This window comes from uncultured Lutibacter sp., assembly GCF_947495725.1.
Lineage (GTDB): Bacteria > Bacteroidota > Bacteroidia > Flavobacteriales > Flavobacteriaceae > Lutibacter.
The window spans coordinates 147,694-169,140 of the sequence record NZ_CANLZZ010000004.1; the positions used below are offsets into that span (position 1 = coordinate 147,694).

Consider the following 21,447-nt stretch of genomic DNA (forward strand, 5'->3'; position numbering starts at 1 on the left):
TTATGGGGAAACTTTTAAAACGTACATTTTCAGGTCTTATTTTTGTCAGTATTTTAATCTTCTCGATTTTATACAGTAAAATTACATTTATATCTCTTTTCTTTATTTTAATGCTTTTTTGTCTTTATGAATTTAAGAAAATGATTGATCTAAAAAGTGTTTTTCCACACCTAATTGGAATACTACTTTTTGTTTTTGGTAACATTTTAAATGTAGAAGATATTCCGTCAAAAATTATTTTCGAGTACGTTGGATTGGCTTTATTTTTATCGATTTTCATCACTTTTGCATCAATACTTTTCGCCAAGAAAGAAGAAGTAATAAGCCATTTAGGTAAAATATTTTTATCTATAATTTATATAGTTGTTCCATTTACAATGATGGTTCAAATACCCTTTTTAAATTCTTCATTCAATTATATAAACACAACAATATTAGGGGTTTTTATTTTAATTTGGACAAATGACACATTTGCTTTTTTAATTGGTAAAAGCTTTGGAAAACATAAACTTTTAGAACGTATATCTCCAAATAAAACAATTGAAGGTTTTATAGGCGGAATGATATTTACTTTTATTGTTAGTTTTATAATTGCAAACCAATTTATTGGAATGTCTAAAACACAATGGATTGTAATTGCTGGAATAGTTAGTATATTTGGTGTATTGGGAGATTTAATTGAATCTATGTTTAAAAGACAAGCTGGAGTAAAAGATAGCAGTAACTTTATACCTGGACATGGAGGATTTTTAGATAGATTTGATAGCGTTATTTTTGCAGCTCCATTTATTTTTATTTATTTACAATTTATTCAATAGCTATGTTTCATAAAGAAGGTTATAAAATAATTTTAATTTCGACAATTGTTGCAGGTTTAAGCATCATATTAATAGATAATTTAATATCTATTAATTGGCTAAATAAACTTTTGTCAATTGTAATATTAATACTTTATATTATTATATTACAATTTTTCAGAAATCCAAAACGTAAAACTGACATTAATGATAACACAATTATTGCGCCTGTTGACGGGAAAGTTGTTGTTATAGAAGAAGTATTTGAAAAGGAATATTTCAAAGATAAGAGGTTACAAGTGTCAATTTTTATGTCTCCATTAAATGTGCACGTTACAAGATACCCATTAAGTGGAATTGTAAAATTTAGTAAATATCATCCCGGTAAATTTTTGGTTGCTTGGCATCCAAAAGCATCTGAAGAAAACGAAAGAACAACAATTGTAATTGAAAACAATACATTTGGAGAAGTTCTTTATAGACAAATAGCAGGAGCACTTGCAAAGCGAATTGTTAATTACGCAAATGTAGATATGAATGTAATTCAAGGCGCGGACGCAGGATTTATTAAATTTGGATCGAGAGTAGATGTATTTTTACCTTTAAACACAAAAATTGAAGTAAAATTAAATGACACCGTTAAAGGAGGAGAACAAATTATTGCCTCGCTTTAATTATTAAACTAAATTTTATTTAATGACTAAAGATATAAACGAAGAATTTGAAGAAGCTTATTTAAAAGCATCTAATACAAAAATAAAGCTTGCCCCAGACATTATGCTTCAATTTTATGCCTATTATAAACAAGCTACAAAAGGTAATAATTACGAAGAACCAACCGGAGATGTTCAATTAAGAAATGCTTTTAAATTAAACGCTTGGTTTCAATTGAATCATTTAAGTGAAGAAGAAGCAAAATTAGAATATATAAAACTAGTAACTAAATATTTATAAAAAAATGAAAAAATATTATTTCTATTTAAGTCTTATATTAGTATTAGGCTTATCAATTTCTTGTAAAGAAACGAAGAAACCTAAATTGGACACAAAAGAAAAAGTGTATACTGTTGAACCAAAAACTACAACTATTAATTGGATTGCTTATAAGACTACCGGAAAAGTTCCTGTGAAAGGACAATTTACCAAATTAAATATTTTAGAAGCTAATTTAAGCGCAAAAACTTCTTTAGAAGCTTTAAATAACTTAAAATTTAGTATACCCGTTAGTAGTTTATTTACAAAAGATACTATTAGAGATAAAAAATTGAAAAATTTCTTTTTTGGAACTATGGTAGACACCCAAAATATTACTGGAACAATTCATATTAAAAATGAAACCTCTGGCACAGTAGATATAGCTATGAACGGTATTACACAATCTTTACCAATAACTTTTGTTAATAGTGATCAAATGGTGACTTTAGAAGCTGTTATGGATTTAGACAATTGGCAAGCACAGGCAGCATTAACGGCTTTAAACAAGGTTTGTGAAGCTTTACATACGGGAGAAGATGGTATTTCTAAAACTTGGAGCGAAGTTAAAATAGAAGTCGCCACTTACTTAAAATACGAATAAAAAAAGCCTGCAAATGCAGGCTTTTTTTTTAGTTTTCTAATTGTTTTAAATACTCCAATTTTGATTTCCAAACTTCTAATTTATCTTTATAAACATTAATTTGGCTTCTTACATTTTTCACTAAAGGATTATCTTCTGAAACATTTGAAATAAACCCTAAATTATTTTCTAATTGTTGAATTTCTCGAACGGTTTCATCTATTTTCTTTCTAATAAATAACTGCTCAGAATCTAATTTTCTATAATTCTTTTGCTCCAGATATCCACTAACTAAATTTTCAAATTTAAGCATTTCTACATCTTTCTTTTCAATGCTACTATTTTCTGCAATCTTATCTAAAAGTTTATTAAACTTACCTTCAATATGTCTCATTTCGTAAGGAACCGCACCCAACGCTCTCCAATTATTAACATATTCATTTATTGTTTCAAAAGTAATTTCCTCTTGGTTTTCTATAGCTGCTTTAATTTCATTTAAAAATTCTTTCTTTTTATTTAAAACTTCTATTTGTTCCTTATTACCTTCATCTTGTTTGTTATGTAACCTATCAAAATAATGGTTACAAGCACTTTTAAATTCTTTCCAAAGTTTATCTGAATATTTTCTAGGTACATGTCCAATTTTTTTCCAATCGGCTTGTATCTTTTTCATCACCTCGGTTGTCATATCCCAATCCTCACTATCTTTAAGAGATTCTGCTTGTTCAATTAATAATTTCTTTTTATTTAAATTATCAAAATGTTCTTTTTTGACTTCTTTAAAATACTTATTTTTTTGTACATTAAAGCTCCTAGTTGCATCTTTAAATCTTTTCCAAATTTCATCACTTTTAGATCTAGGTACTTCTCCTATTTTAAAAAATTTATCTCTTAATTCTTCAATTACTTTTATACTTTTTTGCCAATCAGAACGCGATTCATTTTTTGAAACATCAATAGCCTCAATTGCTTTTATAACTTCTATTTTTTTATCAATATTACCTTCATATTTTGAACGCATATCTTTAAAAAATTCGTGTCTTCTATCATGTACTTTTTTTGTAGCATCACTAAATTTATTCCAAATTTCTTCTCTGTGTTCTCTTGCCACAGGACCAACATCTTCTTTCCAAAGTTTATGTAATACTTGTAATTCTTTAAATGCAACATTTACATCATCAATATTTGCAAGTGCTTCAGCTCTTTCAACAAGTTTTATTTTCTCCTCTAAATTATGTCTAAAATCTAGGTCTCTTAAATCATTACTTAAATGCAATAAATCATAAAAACGTTCTACATGATGGTGATATGTGCGCCAAGTGTCGTTATATTTTGCTCTTGGAATAGGACCTATTTCAACCCATTTAGATTGAATTTCCTTAAACTTCGCATACATTGTTGCTCCATCTGCATTATCTATTAAGTCTTTTAATATTTCTATTAATTCTAATTTCTCCTCTAAATTAGATTTTAGTTTAGCATCTTGATTTGCATAAAACTCATTCCTTTTGGTTTTAAAATCATAAAGAATACTATTATAAGTAGATTTAACTGGGTTGTTGTATTGAAAATCTATTACATTACCTCCCTCAGCTAAAAACTTCTCTTTTTCTTCTTTTAATAATTTTCCGAATTTTACATTAAAAATGTCTTTTATTTTGTTGACATTATTATTTATACTTTGAACCTGCCCCTCTTTAACGAGCTTCCCTAATACTTCAACTAATTCTTCCAATGACAAATCTTTAAAATCTGCCACTTCATCCTCTGGATGATTTGTTTGCTCCTCGCTTTCTGCTAATTGGTTTTCAATTTCATCAACGGCTTCATTTGAATTTGTATTATTATTTTCTGTTTGAATTTCTTCTTTTACTTGTTCAATAGATTCCGTTTGATCAATAGATTCAGTTGTTTTTGGAGTTGAATTATTTTCTTGTACTGGTACTTTTTTCTCTTCGTCTAACATATCAAAATGTTTAAGGTTCAATAATTATATTCATTAATAATTTAATATAGTATTACTTAAAATACCATTTTATAATAGATGCTCTATCTATAAAAAAGTTGCGTTCAAAATCCCATTTTTTCTAGGAATTCCATATCTCCCATGACTTTTCAGCTTGAAGTTCTAACATCTCTAAGCCATTTTTTATTATTGCCCCTTTGCTTTTTCCAAGTTGTAAGAATTTTGTTTCCTCAGGGTTATAAATTAGGTCATAAAATAAATGTTTATCGCTTATAAATTCATATGGAATATCTGGAGCTTCATCTACATTAGGGAATGTACCAACGGGTGAACAATTAACAATAATTGTATATTCGTTCAAAATATCTTTATTTAACTGAGAGTATAAAAAATTATCATCTGATAATCTTCTTGAAACAAATCTCACTTCAATATTTAATTTTTTGAAAGCATATGCAACCGCTTTTGATGCACCTCCAGTACCTAATATTAAAGCCTTTTTATGGTGTGGTTTTAATAAAGGTTCAATTGATTTTTGAAACCCGTAAAAATCTGTATTATAACCAATTAACTTATAATCATCTGTAAATTTAATGGTATTAACCGCTCCTATTTTTTTGGCATCTTCATCAATTTCAGACATATATCGCATAACAGCTTGTTTATACGGAATGGTTACATTTATACCTCCAAAATCCTCTTCCTGTTGGTAATATAAAAAGGGAAATTCCTCAATTTCTGGAATATCAAAATTTACATATTTTAGTTTTGTTAATCCTAATTTTTCAAACTTTTCAGAAAAATATTTTCTAGAAAATGAATACGAAATGTTTTTCCCTAATAATCCAAATTTAAATTTGCTCATCTAAAAATTCTTTACGGTCTTCACCATATTTATCTATTAACAATATTATACCTACACCCAATAAAACAAAAAACAAAGCTATCCAAGTTTCAGAAATTGAAAAGTTTGGAAAATACCTAGTAAAATTTTGAATTACTTTTTCGCCGTTTACATCTAATAAAACCTTACCATCTATTATTTTGTATACTTCTTTTTTCCAAGGCCAAACCATACCTAATGATCCTGTAATAAAACCTATAATAACTGCGGTTACTATTTGATGCCATCGTTTTAAGACATATCCTAAAATATGTGATGTAATTACTAAACCAAACGCTGAACCTCCTGTAAATGTTGCAATGATTTTAAGATATCTTAATTGCTCTTCATTTTCTAAAAATCCAAAATCACCAGAAAAAACTTCTGTTAGTGTTTTAAACAAAACTGTAACGGAATCGACTAAAAGCAAAACATAATTTCCCAATAAAATTAATATAAATGAACCCGACAAACCAGGTAAGGTCATTCCAGAAACACCTATAATTCCACAAGCAAATACAAACCAGAGGTTATCATTTTCCTTAGCTGGGTTCATAAAACTAATTGCTATTCCTAATGCAACGCCAATAATCATTGAAACTACATTTCTTGTTCTCCAATCGTTAAATTCTTTAGAGATATAATATATAGAACCTAAAATCATTCCAAAAAAAGAACTCCAAACATACAATTCATATCTTTCTAATAAAAAATCTAAAACTAATGAAACACTAAAATAACTAAAAGTGCTACCTCCAAAAACCAATAATAAAAAAGTAGCATTTGTATATTTATAAAAACTCTTAAACCTTCCGTTTATTAATAGCAAAAATGCTTTATAGTTTATTTTTTGAAATGAATAAATCATTTCTTCATAAAAACCTAAAACAAATGAAACGGCACCACCAGATACTCCAGGAACTTTATTAGCGGCTCCCATTGAAAGTCCTTTTAAAAAAAGGAAAAATTTATCTAATAAGGTACGCTCCTTAGCCATAACTATTTTTTCTCAGACAACTGAGCTACTTTTTCTAAAAAAATTATTAATGCAAATCCAATTGCAGCCAACACAATTGCCATTGTTAGTTGAGAATCACCGTTATAAGAAAATGGCAATATACTTTGTTCATTAAAGGGCACTTTAACTCCGTGAGAATTTACGCGCCAAGTTAAGGTCTCTTTCCAAGGCCAAATTTTATTTAAAGATCCTAAAATAAAACCTGTTAAAACTGCTAGGGTAAAGTTTTTATAATGTTGAAACAACCATTTTAATACTTTTGAAAACGTTAATAAACCAATTACCGCACCCGATGCTAAAATAATCAACACTTTATAATCTCTATTATGAATTGCGTCTAAAACTGGTTTATAGGCTCCTAATAAAACTAAAATAAATGAACCGGAAATACCCGGTAATATCATAGCGCATATTGCAATTGCACCTGCAACAAATAAAAAGTAAGGAGATGTATTTTCGGAAATCAACGGCTGTAATGTTGTAATATAATATGCTAAAGAAGCTCCAATTACAAAAAGTAAAATAGTTATTAAATTCCATTTTGTAATTTGTTTTCCTATAAATAAAATACTTGCTAAAACCAAACCAAAAAAGAACGACCAAACTAAAATTGGCTTATTTTCTAACAACCAAGAAATTAGTTTTGCTAAAGAAATAATACTTATAAAAACTCCTAATAACAGTGAAAGTAAAAAATTTCCATTTATGGATTTCCAAAAAACTTTTAATCCTTTCTTTCTTAATAATTTTAAAGCTGAAAAATTTATTGCGCTAATTGAACCTAACAATTCTTCATAAATTCCAGAAATAAAGGCAATGGTTCCTCCTGAAACTCCTGGAACTACATCTGCAGCTCCCATAGCCATACCTTTAAGTGCTATAATTAAATAATTTGTAAAATTTCTTTGTTGCATTTATCTCAATTTCTTTGAAGACAAATGTAATATTTTATAATGAAGAATTTTTATAATTAGCTATGATATCAATCACTTCTTTTATTGCATATACTTCTGGAAATAATTCTTTTATTAAATGATGGTAATCAAAATCTATTGCCAAAGCTGTGGTTAAATGTTTTTCTCCTTTTTCAAACTCATTAAACTTAAAATAGATACTGGCCAATCTGTATTCAATTTCTGAAAAATCATTGAAATAAGTTTTGGCTTTTAACAAGTTAATTAGTGCACCTTCATAATCGCCCAGGTAACATAATACGTCACTTAAACCTACCCAAATTGCAATATCATAATCTTTTAAAACAATACAATTTTGAAATGCCTCAACCGATTCTTCAAACCTATTTAATTTTAAATTAATTTCAGCATATTTTCTCCAATACAATGTATTTTTATCATCAATTTCTATTGCCTTATTAATATAAAATAATGCTTTGTTAAAACTTTTATTTTTAATTGTTAATTCGGTTATTGCTAACCAACCTTTATCTAACAATGGATCTTCGTGTACCGCTTTTTTATAAAATTGAATTGCTAAGGTTGTTTCATTAAGTTTTTCATAACATTCTCCAATTCTAAGAAAAACAAATGAAGTTGGATCATCTAAGTCTATTGTTGTTTTATAGTTTTCAATAGCTTCTTCAAATTTATTAAGCTGCTCTAATGTTTTGGCTTTTTCTAAATACCCTCCAACAAAACATTCGTCAATTAATACAGCATAATCAAAAGCTCTTAAGGCTTGTTCAAAGTTTTCAACAATAAAATATTGTCTTCCTAATTGATGCCAAGCAACCTCACTATAAGGATCTTTATTAATATAATTATTTAAATATGTTATTGCATCTTGATGCTTATTTTGCATGTCAAAACAATAAATAACATTATACAACGAAGAGTAATCTTCAAAATCAACTTCAAGACATTTAGCAAAATTTAACCTTGCATCATCAAAATTATCAAGATATAAATATTCCATTCCTATCATCGATAAAACATCTACTTGATCATCCGTATACACCAATGCAATTTTTAATGCATTTATAGCTTTTTCGTGATCATCAAACTTAGAATAAATACTTGCTTGTTGAATATAAACCTCTTCATTTGTTGGCTCAATTGCTTGAATCTCTTTTAACAGACAAGAAGCTTCATCTAATTTATTATCAAAAATCAATAATTCTGCCTTAAGTAATTTCATTAAAACAGAATTTGGATGTTGAGTTAACCCAAGTTTAATTGCTTTTTTGGCTAAAGATATTTTTCCTGAATCAATATAATAATGTATAATCTCCTCAAATTCAATAGAATCGAAAAAATAAACACTATTAGTTTTTAGCATTGATTCGAATTTTGAAAGCGGTAAATTATTTTCTTTTGGAGTTAGCGACATATATCAAGAATAAATAATTTCTATGAAAATAAAAATACAAGAACAAAAGCTTTCTTTAATAATAACTTCTAAATGTTTTTAACAAATTAATTAACAAAATGGTTTATATTTGTATTCCAAACAATGTTTGGTATTGCAATGAGCAAAAAAAATCTACTTAACTCCAAAGAAATTCACATTATTTTACATCGATTAGCTTGTCAGCTAATTGAAAACCATGATGATTTCAAAAACACCGTACTTATTGGCATTCAGCCACGAGGTATTTATTTAGCAGAAAGATTGGTTTCTATTTTAAAGAACGATTATAATATCAAGTCTATAAATTTAGGGCAATTAGATATCACTTTTTATAGAGATGATTTTAGAAGGCGCGGTGAACCCCTAGAAGCTAATAAAACGAATATCAATTTTACCGTAGAAAATAAAAATATAGTTTTTATTGATGACGTTTTATACTCTGGAAGAAGTATTAGAGCTGCACTAACTGCTATTCAATCATTTGGAAGACCTTCAGATATTGAACTTCTTGTATTAATTGACAGAAGATTTAGTAGACATCTACCAATTCAGCCAGATTATAGAGGTAGACAAGTTGATGTAATAAATAAAGAAAGAGTTACCGTAAATTGGAAAGAAAACAACGGAGAAGACGCCGTGTATATAACAAATAATTAAATCATGAGTCAGTTAAGCGTACAACATCTTCTAGGAATAAAACATTTAAAAAAGGCTGATATTGATTTAATTTTTAAAACAGCTGATCATTTTAAAGAAGTAATCAATCGTCCAATTAAAAAAGTTCCTTCATTAAGAGATATAACCATAGCTAATTTGTTTTTTGAAAACAGCACAAGAACAAAACTTTCGTTTGAATTAGCTGAAAAAAGATTATCTGCAGATGTAATTAATTTTTCTGCCAGTCAATCTTCAGTGAAAAAAGGTGAAACCCTTATAGATACTGCCAACAATATATTATCTATGAAAGTTGATTTAATTGTTATGCGTCATCCAAACGTTGGCGCTTGTGATTTTTTATCGAAACATGTAGATGCTAAAATTGTAAATGCCGGAGATGGAACACACGAACACCCTACACAAGCACTATTAGACTCTTATTCTATAAGAGAAAAACTAGGAACAGTAGCAGGCAAAAAAGTTGTTATTGTAGGAGATATATTACACTCTAGAGTTGCCCTTTCAAATATTTATGCCCTAAAATTACAAGGTGCCGAAGTAAAAGTTTGTGGTCCAAAAACCTTAATACCAAAATATATTGAAGAATTAGGTGTAAGCGTAGAATACAACATTAGAAAAGCATTAGAATGGTGTGATGTTGCCAATGTTTTACGAGTACAAAACGAACGAATGGCAATTAACTATTTTCCATCAACAAGAGAATATGCTCAGTTATTTGGAATTAATAAAAAACTTTTAGATTCAATTGGCAAGAAAATTGTTATCATGCATCCAGGACCAATTAATCGTGGTGTAGAAATTACAAGCGATGTTGCAGATGCAGACCAATCTATTATTTTAAATCAGGTTGAGAATGGTGTTGCAGTTAGAATGGCCGTTATTTATTTATTGGCTGAACAAATTGAAAGACATAATTAAATGAAAATTACAAAAGACAAAAAATTTATTTTAATAAAACCAGTAGATGCATCTTTAGAATTATTTCTAAAAAATGTTGAGAATGAGTACCATAATTTTAAAGGTGAACATTTAATTTTAGACTTTTCAGAAATTATTAACACTAAAATTGAAGAATTATTATTATTTTTGAATATAAGTTCAACTCATAAAGAAAACGGCACAAGTTTTGTGATTATTTGTACAGGAATAAATATAGATGAAATTCCAGATGAATTAAATATTGTGCCAACATTTAAAGAAGCGTTGGATATTTTGGAAATGGACGCTATTGAACGAGAATTAGGATTTTAAAAAGAATATTGCTTATTGATGAAAAAACTACTTTTAATATCATTTTTATTTATTTTTACTATTTCTTTTGCGCAGCAAAAAGAAAATACAAATAATGTTATTAAAAATAGCAAATCAACTTCTACGTTAATTTCTGTATCAGCATATCCAAATCCGTTTACTTCAAGAACTAATATTAATTTTGTTTCTTCAAAATCTCAATCTATTGAATTTTCAATTAAAAATTTAGTAGGAAAAACTGTTTATCTTGAAAAATTTGAAGCAAGACCGGGCAGAAATTCGGTTTTATTTAACCGCAACGATTTACCTAACGGAATGTATATATACTCCTTACAATCCGGTTCCGAAAATATTTCTAAAAGACTTGTAATTAGATGAGTTTAAAACTCACAATTTTGGGCTGCCATTCAGCCACTCCTCGAGTAAATGCAAATCCAACGGCTCAATTTCTTGAGATAAAAAATCATAATTTTTTAATAGATTGTGGTGAAGGGACTCAAGTTCAGTTAAGGAGATTTGGAATTAAGTTTTCAAAAATAAAACACATCTTTATTTCTCATTTACACGGAGATCATTTTTTTGGTCTAGTTGGTTTAATTTCAACTTTTAGGCTATTAAATAGAGAGTCTGAGCTACACGTTTATGGACCAATTGGCATAAAAGAGGCAATTACCCTTCAATTAAAAATATCGAATTCTTGGACCCAATATCCTCTAATTTTTCATGAACTTTCTTCTAAAAAAAGTGAATTAATTTTTGAAGATTCAAAAGTTGAGGTATTTACTATTCCGTTAGATCATAGAGTGTACACCAATGGTTTTTTATTCAAAGAAAAGGTTGGTGAAAGAAAACTTAATATGAGTACAATTAAAAACGTTGACGAAATTGAAATTTGTGATTATCAAAACCTAAAAAACGGAAAAGATTTTATTTTAAATAACGGAAATATAATTAAAAACAACGAGCTTACATTAGAACCTAACACACCCAAAAGTTATGCTTTTTGTAGTGATACTTCGTATTTCCCGCCAATTATAGATATTATTAAAGAGGTCAATTGCCTTTATCATGAATCTACATTTTTAAAAGATAAAGAGTCTTTAGCATACACAACAAAACATGCTACTGCTTCCCAAGCAGCTAGTATTGCAAAACAAGCCAAGGTTAAGCAATTAATTATAGGCCATTACAGTGGTAGATATAAAAACATTGAAGATTTTAAAACAGAAGCTCAGGAAATTTTTGAAAACACATATTTAGCTGAAACGGGAAAGGTTTTTGAAATATTCTAATATTTACCAATACTTAATAACACTAACGTACAACTGTGCTCAAAATAAATGTTATTTTGACGTAGTAAATTTTCGAAATATTCGTTTTCGGTTCCAGGATTAAAAATTACTCTTTTTGGATTTAACTTTAAAATGTACTTATAATATTCAATTTGATTGTGCTTATTCAAATACATGGTAACTGTATCTATACTTTCAAATTTCTTTTTAAAATTTAAAATTTCAACATCCCCTATTTTTCCTTTCTTTTTACCAATTGCAACAACATTAATTCCATTGTTTACTAATTTTTTTACAGCTATATTTGAATATCGATTTGGATTTGTTGACGCTCCTAATACTAAAGTTTTTTTATTCATAAATTAATTATTCTATGCTAAAAAAAGCCTCTAAAAAGTATTTTAGAGGCTTTTTTTAACATATATTTTTTTCACTACCATCTCATTATAACACTTCCCCAAGTAAAACCACTTCCAAAGGCTGCTAATACAACCAAATCGTTTTCTTTAATTTTACCTTTTTCCCAAGCCTCAGTTAATGCTATTATTACAGAAGCTGCCGTAGTATTTCCATACTTTTGAATATTATTAAACAATTGATCGTCTGATAAATTAAACTTCTTTTGAATAAATTGTGCAATACGCAAATTTGCTTGATGCGGTATTAACATGTCAATATCCGAAACTTTTAAATTATTAGCTTGCAACCCTTCATTAATTGCTTGAGAAAAACGAACAACTGCATGTTTAAAAACAAAAGTACCATTCATATAAGGGAAATAAGACTCATCATTTTCGTCATTTTCTTTTAAAATTTCAGGAACCCAATGTCTAATGCTTGGTGCAATAACAGTTAGTTCTTCGGCGTGTTTTCCTTCAGAGTGTAAATGACTCGATAAAATTCCTTTCGAATTATCTTCCGTTCTAGATAAAACAGCCGCTCCTGCCCCGTCTCCAAATATTACAGAAACACTTCTTCCTCTAGTGGTTTTATCTAAACCTCCAGAATGATATTCCGATCCAATAACCAAAATATTTTTATACATTCCTGTTTTTATAAATTGATCTGCAACAGACATCGCATAAACAAATCCTGAACATTGATTTCTAATATCAACGGCCCCAACTGTTCTTAATCCCAGCATGTCTTGTATTTGCACACCGCAACCAGGAAAATAATAATCAGGACTTAATGTTGCAAAAACAATAAAATCAATATCTTCAGCTGTTAACCCAGCTCTTTCAATTGCAATTCTTGATGCCTTTGCTCCCATAACGGCCGATGTATCATCACTTCCTTCTTTAATCCATCTGCGTTCTTTTATACCGGTACGTTCTTGAATCCACTCATCATTGGTATCCATAATCTTTGATAAATCATCATTTGTAACAATGTTATCCGGCACATAATACCCCAGCCCTGTTATTTTAGAATTATACATACTATTATATTTAATTTAAACTATCTCAAACTTACTAAAATAATGACTGTTGTACAACAATAAAGTTAGCTTAGTAGTTACATTTAACTTAATTTAATAAAGTTCCATTATTTCATTGATTCCCTTTCTCTTAATATCGGGCACAAAAACTTTATTAGCCTCATAACCCACAGGTAACAACAAAAACGCCCGTTCATTTTTTGGTCTTTCTAATATTTTTTCTAAAAATCGCATTGGGCTAGGTGTATGAGTTAAAGTAGCTAAACCCGCATTATGAATTGCTGCAATTAACATTCCACAAGCAAGTCCAACAGATTCATTAACATAATAATTCTGATGTTTTTCACCATTTTTATCTATTTCATAAGCTCGCTTAAAAACAATAATTAAATAAGGAGCTTTTTCTAAAAACGGTTTATTAGCATCCGTTCCCAAATGTTTTAAATCATTTAACCAACTTTCACTCATTCGCTCAGCGTAGCTTTTTCGCTCTTCTTCCTCGGCCGCTTTTCTAATTTTACTTTTAATTTCAGCACTTTTAACAACACAAAAAGTCCAAGGTTGTTTATTTGCTCCTGAAGGTGCAGTTGAAGCTGTTTTAATAATGTTTTCAATTACTTCTAACGGAACAGCTTTATTAGAAAAATCTCTAATAGATCTTCTTTTATTATTATATGTGAAATATTTTTTTGAACGTTGAATCATTTCTTCCTCAGAAAATACTTCTTGTTGATGTCTTATATGCTTAAAACCTTCTATGGTAATAAATTCCTCGTTATTCATATTTAGTGTTTAAAAGCTAAAAATAGTAAAAAGGAACATAATTTCACTTTGAATATGTCATAATGTCACAGATACAAGTTTGGTATTCTATTTGACAAGATAAAAGCATTAAATAATAAACTAAAAAAAATATAAAATATGGCAACTGGAAATATTAATGTAACTGCTGAAAATATTTTTCCTATTATTAAAAAATTCTTGTATTCTGATCACGAAATATTTTTACGTGAATTAATATCGAATGCAACAGATGCAACTTTAAAATTAAAACATTTATCTACTTTAGGTGAAGTTAAAGGAGATATTGGAAACCCTATACTTGAAATTAAAGTTGATAAAGAAAAAAAGGAAATTAGAATTATTGACCAAGGAATTGGGATGACTGGTGAAGAAGTTGAAAAATACATTAACCAAGTAGCTTTTTCTGGAGCAGAAGAATTTGTTGAAAAATACAAAGATAAAGTTGAAGATTCAGGAATTATTGGACACTTTGGTTTAGGTTTCTACTCTTCATTTATGGTAGCGGAAAAAGTTGAAATATTCACAAAATCATTTGTTGAAGGTTCAAAAGCTGTAAGATGGGAATGTGATGGAAGCCCACAATACACTTTAGAAGAAACAGATAGAACGGAAAGAGGAACTGAAATTGTATTACATATTGATGATGATTCTTTAGAGTTTTTAGAAGACAACAAAATTACAGAGCTTTTAAATAAGTATAACAAATTTATGCCTATTCCAATTAAATTTGGAACAAAGGAAGAAACTTTACCATTACCTGAGGGAGCTGAGGAAGGCGCAGAACCTGAAAAAATTACAGTTGATAATATTGTAAATAATCCGAACCCAGCTTGGACAAAAAATCCAACTGAACTAAATGATGAAGATTATAAAGCATTTTACAGAGAAATGTATCCTATGCAGTTTGAGGAGCCTTTGTTTAACATTCATTTAAATGTTGATTATCCTTTTAACTTAACAGGAATTTTATATTTCCCTAAACTTAGTAAAAGTGTAGACCCAACTAAAGACAAAATTCAATTATACCAAAACCAAGTTTTTGTAACTGATAATGTTGAAGGAATTGTACCAGACTTTTTACAAATGTTACGTGGTGTAATAGACTCTCCAGATATTCCTTTAAATGTTTCTCGTTCGTATTTACAAGCTGATGGAGCCGTTAAAAAGATATCAAGTTACATTACACGTAAAGTTGCAGATAAATTAATTAGCTTGTTTAAAAATGACCGTGAAGGTTTCGAAGCTAAATGGAATGATATTAAAGTTATTATTGAGTATGGAATGCTTTCAGAAGAAAAATTCTTCGAAAAATCTGACAAATTTGCATTGTACCCTACTGTTGACAAAACTTATTTTACTTTTTCTGAATTAGAAGAGAAAATAAAGCCCGCTCAAACAGACAAAGATGATAAACTTGTAATTTTATATGCTTCTGATGAAAAGACACAGCACAGTTATATTGAGGCTGCAAAAGAAAAAGGATATGAGGTACTTTTATTAGATTCTCCTATTGTTTCTCACTTAATTCAAAAACTTGAAGGAAGTAAAGAAAATATTCAATTTGTTCGTGTAGATTCTGATCATATTGACAATTTGATTAAAAAGGACGAAGATAAAATTAGTAAACTTTCTGATGAAGAAAAAGATAAATTAAAACCAATAATTGAAGAAGCTATTCCTAAGGAAACTTACACCGTTCAATTAGAAGCAATGGATTCTAATGCTAATCCGTTTATGATTACACAACCAGAATTTATGCGTAGAATGAAAGAAATGCAAGCTTCAGGTGGTGGAGGAATGATGGGAGTGGGTAACTTCCCTGATATGTTTAATTTAGTTGTAAATACTAACAATGACCTAGTTGGTGAAATTTTAAACACTAAAACTAAAAAGAAACAAGAGCGCTTAATTCAACAAGCCTTTGATTTAGCTAAACTTTCGCAAGGCTTACTTGAAGGTGAGGATTTAACTACTTTTATAAAACGTAGTTTTGAAATGATAAAATAAATTTAAAACTTATATATTTAGAAAAGCCTTAACAATTGTTAAGGCTTTTTTTTAGTATTTTTACGCAAAAACCAACTATTTATAACATTGGCATTTTTTTTGCAAGTAAATTAGTTAAAATCTAAGTATGAACATTTCATTAAAAATATTTATTAGTCTTTTGTTATTTTTCAGCGCTTCTATTGCTGTTTTTGCACAAACGGACACGCCTAAAATAAAAAGAATAGATAATGAAATTAACACTACTAAAAGTACAAATCAATTACAAGCAAAATCTTTTAAACCAGCATCTAATCAAAATATAGACCTTCGAATAGATAAAAAATTAGATATCGATGTCATTAATAAAAACTTAAACACCAACAAATCCAATTCAAATAGCACGTTTTTAATGGAAACATTACCCGAAAATAATGATATAATTGGTAAAAAATATTGGAAAGGTAAGGACATTACTCACGCTAAGCTTAAAAGTAATTTTAGTTTAGGTACAATAACAAGCAGTACAAAATCGGTAAAAATTGAATGTAGAGATTATAGCGCCATAGATGGTGACAGAATAAGAATTTACCTAAATGAGCAAATTGTTAGTGATAATATTGGTTTAAAATCTAATTACTATGTGTATTATATAGATTTAGAAAAAGGTTATAATAGAATCGATTTTCAAGCTTTAAATCAAGGATTATCTGGTCCAAATACTGCAGAGTTAGCGGTATATGATGCAAATGGCAATTTAATTTCTTCTAAAGAATGGAATTTAACAACTGGGCAAACTGCCACTATTGGAATCATTCAACAATAATATAAAAAAATGGTTCTTGCAGCTTCTGGAATAATTTTACAAAGAAAAAAAATACTTTTATTACAACGCTCCAACTATACCGATCGCTATCCTGGTTTTTGGGGATGTCCAGGTGGAAGAGCAGAAAAAGGTGAAACCGCTGAACAAAATGTAATTAGAGAAGTAAAAGAAGAATGTAACTTACATTTTTCTCCAACAGAAATTATTAAAACTGGTGTTTGGCAACAAAGAGAATTTTATCGGTTTTTAGGTAATTGGTCTGGAGAAATTAAAATTCAGGAAGAAGAAGTTAGCGATTATAATTGGTTTTCTTACGAACAAGCTACTAGGCTTAAACTAGCATTTGATTATACCGAAATTATCGAAATACTTAAATCCAAAGATTTATTATAACGTTGTTAAAAACAATGAAGGTTAATTTTAATACCTTTATAATAATAACTTACTTTTCAAAAAAAAATAAAAATCAAAATAATTAATTCACATACCGTTCCAAATGGAACTCAAAAAATAAGACTACAAGAATATGCAACAAAAGTTTTTGCTTTATTCATTCCGTCAAAAAGCGGTATAAAAAAAGCAATAAAGGCTGAAAGAATATTATTGAATGGCGCTATTGGGCACACGTATTCTTGGATACAACCAGGACAAATTTTAGAATTACTAGACGATCCGAAAAAGAAACACAAAGTTTACAAATACAGATTAGAGATTGTTTATGAAGATGAACATATTGCAGCAATAAATAAACCTGCCGGAATTACTGTTAGTGGAAATGCTTTTAAAACAATTAGCAATGCTTTAACTTTTAATTTAAAAGAAAGTAATTTACCCGACGCATTAGCCGTACCAACTCCAGTTCATAGATTAGACAATCAAACATCGGGAATTTTACTTGTTGCAAAAACAAAAAATGCTCAAATTGAATTGGGTAAACAGTTTAGCAATCAGTCCATACAAAAAACGTATAGCACAATTGCAATTGGAGAAATAAATAAAAGTGGTATTATAAATTCGTCAATAGAAAATAAAACTGCAATAACAAATTTCGAAATAATATCAATTATTAAATCTTTAAAATATAAAAATTTAACCTGCTTAAAGGTTTTTCCTAAAACTGGTAGAACTCATCAAATTAGAATTCATTTATCATCAATTGGACATTCAATTTTGGGTGATAAATTATATGGAAATAAAGACACTATTCATAAAGGCAAAGGGTTGTTTTTAAGCGCAACTGAAATTATTTTTTTACATCCGAAAACAATGGCTCCAATTCATTTAAAAATTGAAATTCCAAATAAATTTAAATCACTTTTAGAACGAGAAAAAAGACGCTGGAATACTTACAACAAGTAATATTTTATTTATTAGGCAAATAAGTCGTTAAGTACTTTTGCCAATCGAATTCCTCCTTTATGCAACTGAGATCTTACCAACTCAAAATTTTCATACATATAATTATAACGTAAATTTTCTCCTACTTTAGCCGAACCATATACTTTAATTGCAAGTTGTTGAGTTTCATTAACCCAATCTTCAATACTTCCTGTTTGTAAATAATTCACCTGCTTTTTTGAAATAACATCGGTATTTTGAGCTAATTCCGAATATGTCATGTTATAATGAGTAAGCATTTTAGAATCCCAAACCGAGTGTAAATTTGTACCATTATCAAACCATTGCACCTGAATTGTATTTCCTCCTTTATCTTCAGATCGTCCTACATGCATTGGTTGATGTAAGTCACCTATAAAATGAACCAATAACTTTAAATAGAAAACTTTATCTTCAGTACTGGATGTTTTACTTAAAATAACCTCTTGACATTTTTTAATACCTGTAACTAAATCGCCTTTTGGATTTTTCTCAGCATCTTCATATTTAACTCCAAATGGCATATTTACATAATGCCAAGTATAGAACTCTCCATAGCGTTTATCCGATTTAATATCATCACCAAATGTTGATATCAAAGCCAAACTTTGACCATTTAATAGTTTAGCTATTTTTCGTTTTGTTTTTCCTTTTAAATAATCATTAGCAATTTCACCAATTGCTCTATGCCCAGTTAATCCCCATTCTGGATTTCCGCTATGTATTAACGAAAAAGTAAATAGGAAAGCAATTACGATATAAATCTTCTTTGGGTATTTCATTTATTGAACTTTTGGCAAAGGTAAAAAATAAATGATATCATAAAAATTTGCTCAATTAAAATTATTTTATATCTTTATGATATCATTTTAATATCACTTTAAATAATTTCATATGACTCAAGAAAAATTAATAAAAGTTTCAAACGGCTATTTTATGCTATTTCTAGTCGCTTTGTTTATAGCGGGCATAATTACCGGCATTTTTAAAGAACTTACATGGCTCATACTAGGTTCAATTGTTCTAGCTGTAATAACAATCCCAGGTTTCTTTTTAGTAAACCCAAATACTTCAAAGGTTCTACTATTATTTGGAAAATATATTGGAACTGTAAAAGAAAATGGCTTTTATTGGGCAAATCCCTTTTACAAAAAGAGAGGTATTTCTTTAAGAGCAAGTAATTTTGATAGTGAAAGAGTTAAAGTTAACGACAAACTTGGTAATCCAATAATGATTAGTACCATTTTGGTTTGGAAAGTAAAAGATACCTATAAAGCTGCTTTTGATGTTGATAATTACGAGAATTTTGTGCGTGTTCAATCGGATGCTGCCGTAAGAAAATTAGCCAGTCTTTATCCATATGATAACTTTGAGGATGATGGTAAAGATGAAGAAATAACATTACGCGCAAGTGTAAATGAAGTTAGTGAAGCTCTTGAAGAAGAACTTTCTGAAAGATTAGATATGGCAGGAATTGAAGTATTAGAAGCTCGAATAGGTTATTTAGCTTATGCTCAGGAAATAGCAAACGCTATGTTAAAACGTCAACAAGCAACAGCCATAATTGCGGCACGTCATAAAATTGTAGAAGGAGCTGTAAGCATGGTTGAAATGGCAATTGACAAACTAGGACACAACAATATTGTTGATTTAGATGAAGAACGAAAAGCTGCAATGGTTAGTAATTTAATGGTTGTGCTGTGTTCCGATAAAGACACAACTCCAATTGTAAATACAGGAACTCTAAATCATTAAGATAGAATTTAATGCGTGTTTTTGAAGAATCACAAAAATTTACCCAAACTTGGATACTAGTAATTTTATTAATTAGTACAATTCTTCCAATAATGGCAATTGTAAAAGAATGGAACCTAAAAGTAGATAAAAGTATTCAGGCTAACTTAGGTGCTGTTTTAGGTATTGGAGTTGTAATTTTAGTTATTTCACTTATATTTCTATTCAAATTAAAAACTAGAATAGATGAAACTGGAATTACATATCAATTTTTTCCTATTCACATAAAACCTCAACAGATTCCTTGGAATGATATTGAGAAAATATACGTTCGTAAATACAATCCAATTTTAGAATATGGTGGATGGGGTTTTAAAGGTGGAATATTTTTCAAAAAAAGAGGAACAGCTTTTAACGTTTCAGGAAATATAGGTATTCAAATTGAATTAAAATCAGGAAAAAAAATTCTTTTTGGAACCCAATTAAAAGAAAAAGCTGAACAAGCTTTACGTTATTATAAAAACCAACATAATGATTAGAGTATTAGCATATATACTATTATTTATTTCCGCTTCTGTATTTGGACAAAATTATATGGAGAATGAATTGACCATTAATTCAGGTAAATCTACTCTAAACGGCACTCTTTTAACCGTTAATTCCAAAAGCAAAACACCTTTGGTGATTATTATTCCTGGATCTGGACCAACAGATAGAAATGGAAATAGTTTTGCAACAAATAATAATTCTTTGAAATTTTTAGCAAAGGCCTTAGCGGAAAAAAATATTTCAAGTTATAGGTATGACAAAAGTGTAGTTTCTAATAAAAAAGAAGAAATAAATAAGGTAAACTCCTTACGCTTTGAACATTTAATTAATGAAACAAAAGCTGTACTTCAATATTTTAAAAATGAAAATAAATTCTCTAATGTAATTGTAGCTGGTCATAGCCAAGGAAGTTTGGTTGGAATGATTGCTTCGGCAATTAATGCCGATGCGTTTATCTCATTAGCTGGTGCAGGAAGAACAATTGATAAAATTATACTTGAACAAATAGCAAAACAAGCTCCAAATCTTGAGGACGAAACTTCAAGAATTTTAGAAAAACTAAAAAAAGGAAAAACGGTTAATGAATATAACATAATGCTTAGTGCCTTATTTAATAAATCGGTACAACCATTTTTAGTTTCTTGGATAAAATACAATCCAATAATTGAAATTGAAAAGCTTAATATCCCCGTATTAATTGTAAATGGCAGCAACGACATACAAATTAGCATAAAAGATGCTGAATTACTGCACAAATCAGCAAAAAACTCAAAACTTGAAGTGATTGAACATATGAATCACATTTTTAAAGAAATTAAAGGCGATTTATCAGAAAATATGAAATCCTACAACAATCCTGAACTACCAATTATGACGGATTTTTCAAATATAATTACGACCTTTGTAAACGATCTAAAATAAAT

At 28.8% G+C, this 21,447-nt stretch carries 25 protein-coding genes; 16 read left to right on the plus strand and 9 right to left on the minus strand.

The window, feature by feature from the left end:
* The first annotated feature begins 2 nt into the window (after window positions 1-2).
* Genes Q0776_RS10235 through Q0776_RS10250 form a run of 4 tightly spaced genes read left to right on the plus strand, consistent with a single transcriptional unit; the run spans window position 3 to window position 2,373 of the window.
* Window positions 3-818: a phosphatidate cytidylyltransferase gene (locus Q0776_RS10235; RefSeq protein WP_298367771.1), complete on the plus strand. Its 816-nt coding sequence runs from the start codon at window positions 3-5 to the stop codon at window positions 816-818.
* A 2-nt stretch (window positions 819-820) separates the two neighbouring features.
* Window positions 821-1,471: a phosphatidylserine decarboxylase family protein gene (locus tag Q0776_RS10240; RefSeq protein WP_298367772.1), complete on the plus strand. Its 651-nt coding sequence runs from the start codon at window positions 821-823 to the stop codon at window positions 1,469-1,471.
* A gap of 22 nt (window positions 1,472-1,493) precedes the next feature.
* On the plus strand, window positions 1,494-1,751 hold the full coding sequence (locus Q0776_RS10245; RefSeq protein WP_298367774.1) for an acyl-CoA-binding protein: 258 nt from the start codon (window positions 1,494-1,496) through the stop codon (window positions 1,749-1,751).
* A gap of 4 nt (window positions 1,752-1,755) precedes the next feature.
* Window positions 1,756-2,373 carry a YceI family protein gene (locus tag Q0776_RS10250; RefSeq protein WP_298367777.1) on the plus strand — a complete coding sequence of 206 codons (618 nt, stop codon included), beginning with the start codon at window positions 1,756-1,758 and terminating at the stop codon, window positions 2,371-2,373.
* Between the two features lie 28 nt (window positions 2,374-2,401).
* On the opposite strand, the gene Q0776_RS10255 is transcribed toward Q0776_RS10250, so the two are convergent.
* From Q0776_RS10255 to Q0776_RS10275, 5 genes are all read right to left on the minus strand, one after another.
* Window positions 2,402-4,318, minus strand: a complete 1,917-nt coding sequence (locus Q0776_RS10255) for a DUF349 domain-containing protein (protein ID WP_298367780.1) — start codon at window positions 4,316-4,318, stop codon at window positions 2,402-2,404.
* 121 nt (window positions 4,319-4,439) lie between these two features.
* Window positions 4,440-5,183 (minus strand): shikimate dehydrogenase, encoded by a 744-nt coding sequence (locus Q0776_RS10260; protein WP_298367781.1) that lies wholly within the window; start codon window positions 5,181-5,183, stop codon window positions 4,440-4,442.
* A complete protein-coding gene (locus Q0776_RS10265; protein ID WP_298367782.1) occupies window positions 5,170-6,198 on the minus strand; it encodes a DUF368 domain-containing protein in 1,029 nt (342 codons plus the stop codon). Before Q0776_RS10265 ends, Q0776_RS10260 begins: the two co-directional genes overlap by 14 nt.
* 2 nt (window positions 6,199-6,200) lie before the next feature.
* Window positions 6,201-7,133 carry a DUF368 domain-containing protein gene (locus Q0776_RS10270; protein ID WP_298367784.1) on the minus strand — a complete coding sequence of 311 codons (933 nt, stop codon included), beginning with the start codon at window positions 7,131-7,133 and terminating at the stop codon, window positions 6,201-6,203.
* Between the two features lie 34 nt (window positions 7,134-7,167).
* Window positions 7,168-8,514 carry a tetratricopeptide repeat protein gene (locus Q0776_RS10275; protein WP_298367785.1) on the minus strand — a complete coding sequence of 449 codons (1,347 nt, stop codon included), beginning with the start codon at window positions 8,512-8,514 and terminating at the stop codon, window positions 7,168-7,170.
* A gap of 189 nt (window positions 8,515-8,703) precedes the next feature.
* On the opposite strand from Q0776_RS10275, the gene pyrR reads away from it, so the two are divergent.
* The 5 genes from pyrR to Q0776_RS10300 are packed head-to-tail and all read left to right on the plus strand — an operon-like array spanning window position 8,704 to window position 11,807.
* A complete protein-coding gene (pyrR, locus tag Q0776_RS10280; protein WP_298367788.1) occupies window positions 8,704-9,243 on the plus strand; it encodes a bifunctional pyr operon transcriptional regulator/uracil phosphoribosyltransferase PyrR in 540 nt (179 codons plus the stop codon).
* A gap of 3 nt (window positions 9,244-9,246) precedes the next feature.
* The gene (locus Q0776_RS10285; protein WP_298367790.1) at window positions 9,247-10,182 is read left to right on the plus strand and encodes an aspartate carbamoyltransferase catalytic subunit; all 936 of its coding nucleotides are present in this window, start codon (window positions 9,247-9,249) and stop codon (window positions 10,180-10,182) included.
* Window positions 10,183-10,515, plus strand: coding sequence for a hypothetical protein (locus Q0776_RS10290; RefSeq protein ID WP_298367792.1), 333 nt, complete (start codon window positions 10,183-10,185; stop codon window positions 10,513-10,515).
* 18 nt (window positions 10,516-10,533) lie between these two features.
* A complete protein-coding gene (locus Q0776_RS10295) occupies window positions 10,534-10,893 on the plus strand; it encodes a T9SS type A sorting domain-containing protein (protein WP_298367795.1) in 360 nt (119 codons plus the stop codon).
* Window positions 10,890-11,807 (plus strand): ribonuclease Z, encoded by a 918-nt coding sequence (locus tag Q0776_RS10300; protein ID WP_298367798.1) that lies wholly within the window; start codon window positions 10,890-10,892, stop codon window positions 11,805-11,807. Before Q0776_RS10295 ends, Q0776_RS10300 begins: the two co-directional genes overlap by 4 nt.
* Here the strand turns inward: Q0776_RS10300 and Q0776_RS10305 are convergent.
* From Q0776_RS10305 to Q0776_RS10315, 3 genes are all read right to left on the minus strand, one after another.
* Window positions 11,804-12,166, minus strand: a complete 363-nt coding sequence (locus Q0776_RS10305; RefSeq protein WP_298367800.1) for a CoA-binding protein — start codon at window positions 12,164-12,166, stop codon at window positions 11,804-11,806. The two genes, Q0776_RS10300 and Q0776_RS10305, sit on opposite strands and share 4 nt — an antisense overlap.
* Before the next feature lie 74 nt (window positions 12,167-12,240).
* Entirely contained in the window at window positions 12,241-13,248 is a 1,008-nt protein-coding gene (locus Q0776_RS10310) for a beta-ketoacyl-ACP synthase III (protein ID WP_298367801.1), read from the minus strand.
* A 93-nt stretch (window positions 13,249-13,341) separates the two neighbouring features.
* Window positions 13,342-14,031: a nitroreductase family protein gene (locus Q0776_RS10315; protein WP_298367804.1), complete on the minus strand. Its 690-nt coding sequence runs from the start codon at window positions 14,029-14,031 to the stop codon at window positions 13,342-13,344.
* Between the two features lie 138 nt (window positions 14,032-14,169).
* On the opposite strand from Q0776_RS10315, the gene htpG reads away from it, so the two are divergent.
* The 4 genes from htpG to Q0776_RS10335 all read left to right on the plus strand — a co-directional run bounded on the left by htpG (window position 14,170) and on the right by Q0776_RS10335 (window position 18,223).
* The gene (htpG, locus tag Q0776_RS10320; protein WP_298367807.1) at window positions 14,170-16,059 is read left to right on the plus strand and encodes a molecular chaperone HtpG; all 1,890 of its coding nucleotides are present in this window, start codon (window positions 14,170-14,172) and stop codon (window positions 16,057-16,059) included.
* Between the two features lie 127 nt (window positions 16,060-16,186).
* On the plus strand, window positions 16,187-16,864 hold the full coding sequence (locus Q0776_RS10325) for a hypothetical protein (protein ID WP_298367809.1): 678 nt from the start codon (window positions 16,187-16,189) through the stop codon (window positions 16,862-16,864).
* A 9-nt stretch (window positions 16,865-16,873) separates the two neighbouring features.
* Window positions 16,874-17,257, plus strand: a complete 384-nt coding sequence (locus Q0776_RS10330; RefSeq protein WP_298367810.1) for an NUDIX domain-containing protein — start codon at window positions 16,874-16,876, stop codon at window positions 17,255-17,257.
* Between the two features lie 210 nt (window positions 17,258-17,467).
* Window positions 17,468-18,223, plus strand: coding sequence for an RluA family pseudouridine synthase (locus Q0776_RS10335; RefSeq protein WP_298367812.1), 756 nt, complete (start codon window positions 17,468-17,470; stop codon window positions 18,221-18,223).
* An 11-nt stretch (window positions 18,224-18,234) separates the two neighbouring features.
* Here Q0776_RS10335 and Q0776_RS10340 read toward each other — a convergent pair whose 3' ends face one another.
* Window positions 18,235-19,023 (minus strand): S1/P1 nuclease, encoded by a 789-nt coding sequence (locus tag Q0776_RS10340; RefSeq protein ID WP_298367815.1) that lies wholly within the window; start codon window positions 19,021-19,023, stop codon window positions 18,235-18,237.
* Between the two features lie 112 nt (window positions 19,024-19,135).
* Between Q0776_RS10340 and Q0776_RS10345 the strand changes: the two genes are divergently transcribed.
* From Q0776_RS10345 to Q0776_RS10355, 3 genes are read left to right on the plus strand one after another with little or no spacing between them, the layout of a single operon-like run.
* Complete coding sequence (locus tag Q0776_RS10345) at window positions 19,136-19,996, plus strand: SPFH domain-containing protein (RefSeq protein ID WP_298367818.1); 861 nt, start codon at window positions 19,136-19,138, stop codon at window positions 19,994-19,996.
* Between the two features lie 11 nt (window positions 19,997-20,007).
* Window positions 20,008-20,514 carry a hypothetical protein gene (locus tag Q0776_RS10350; RefSeq protein ID WP_298367821.1) on the plus strand — a complete coding sequence of 169 codons (507 nt, stop codon included), beginning with the start codon at window positions 20,008-20,010 and terminating at the stop codon, window positions 20,512-20,514.
* Window positions 20,507-21,445, plus strand: coding sequence for an alpha/beta hydrolase (locus tag Q0776_RS10355; RefSeq protein ID WP_298367823.1), 939 nt, complete (start codon window positions 20,507-20,509; stop codon window positions 21,443-21,445). The genes Q0776_RS10350 and Q0776_RS10355 overlap by 8 nt, the downstream gene beginning before the upstream one ends.
* Window positions 21,446-21,447: the final 2 nt, after the last annotated feature.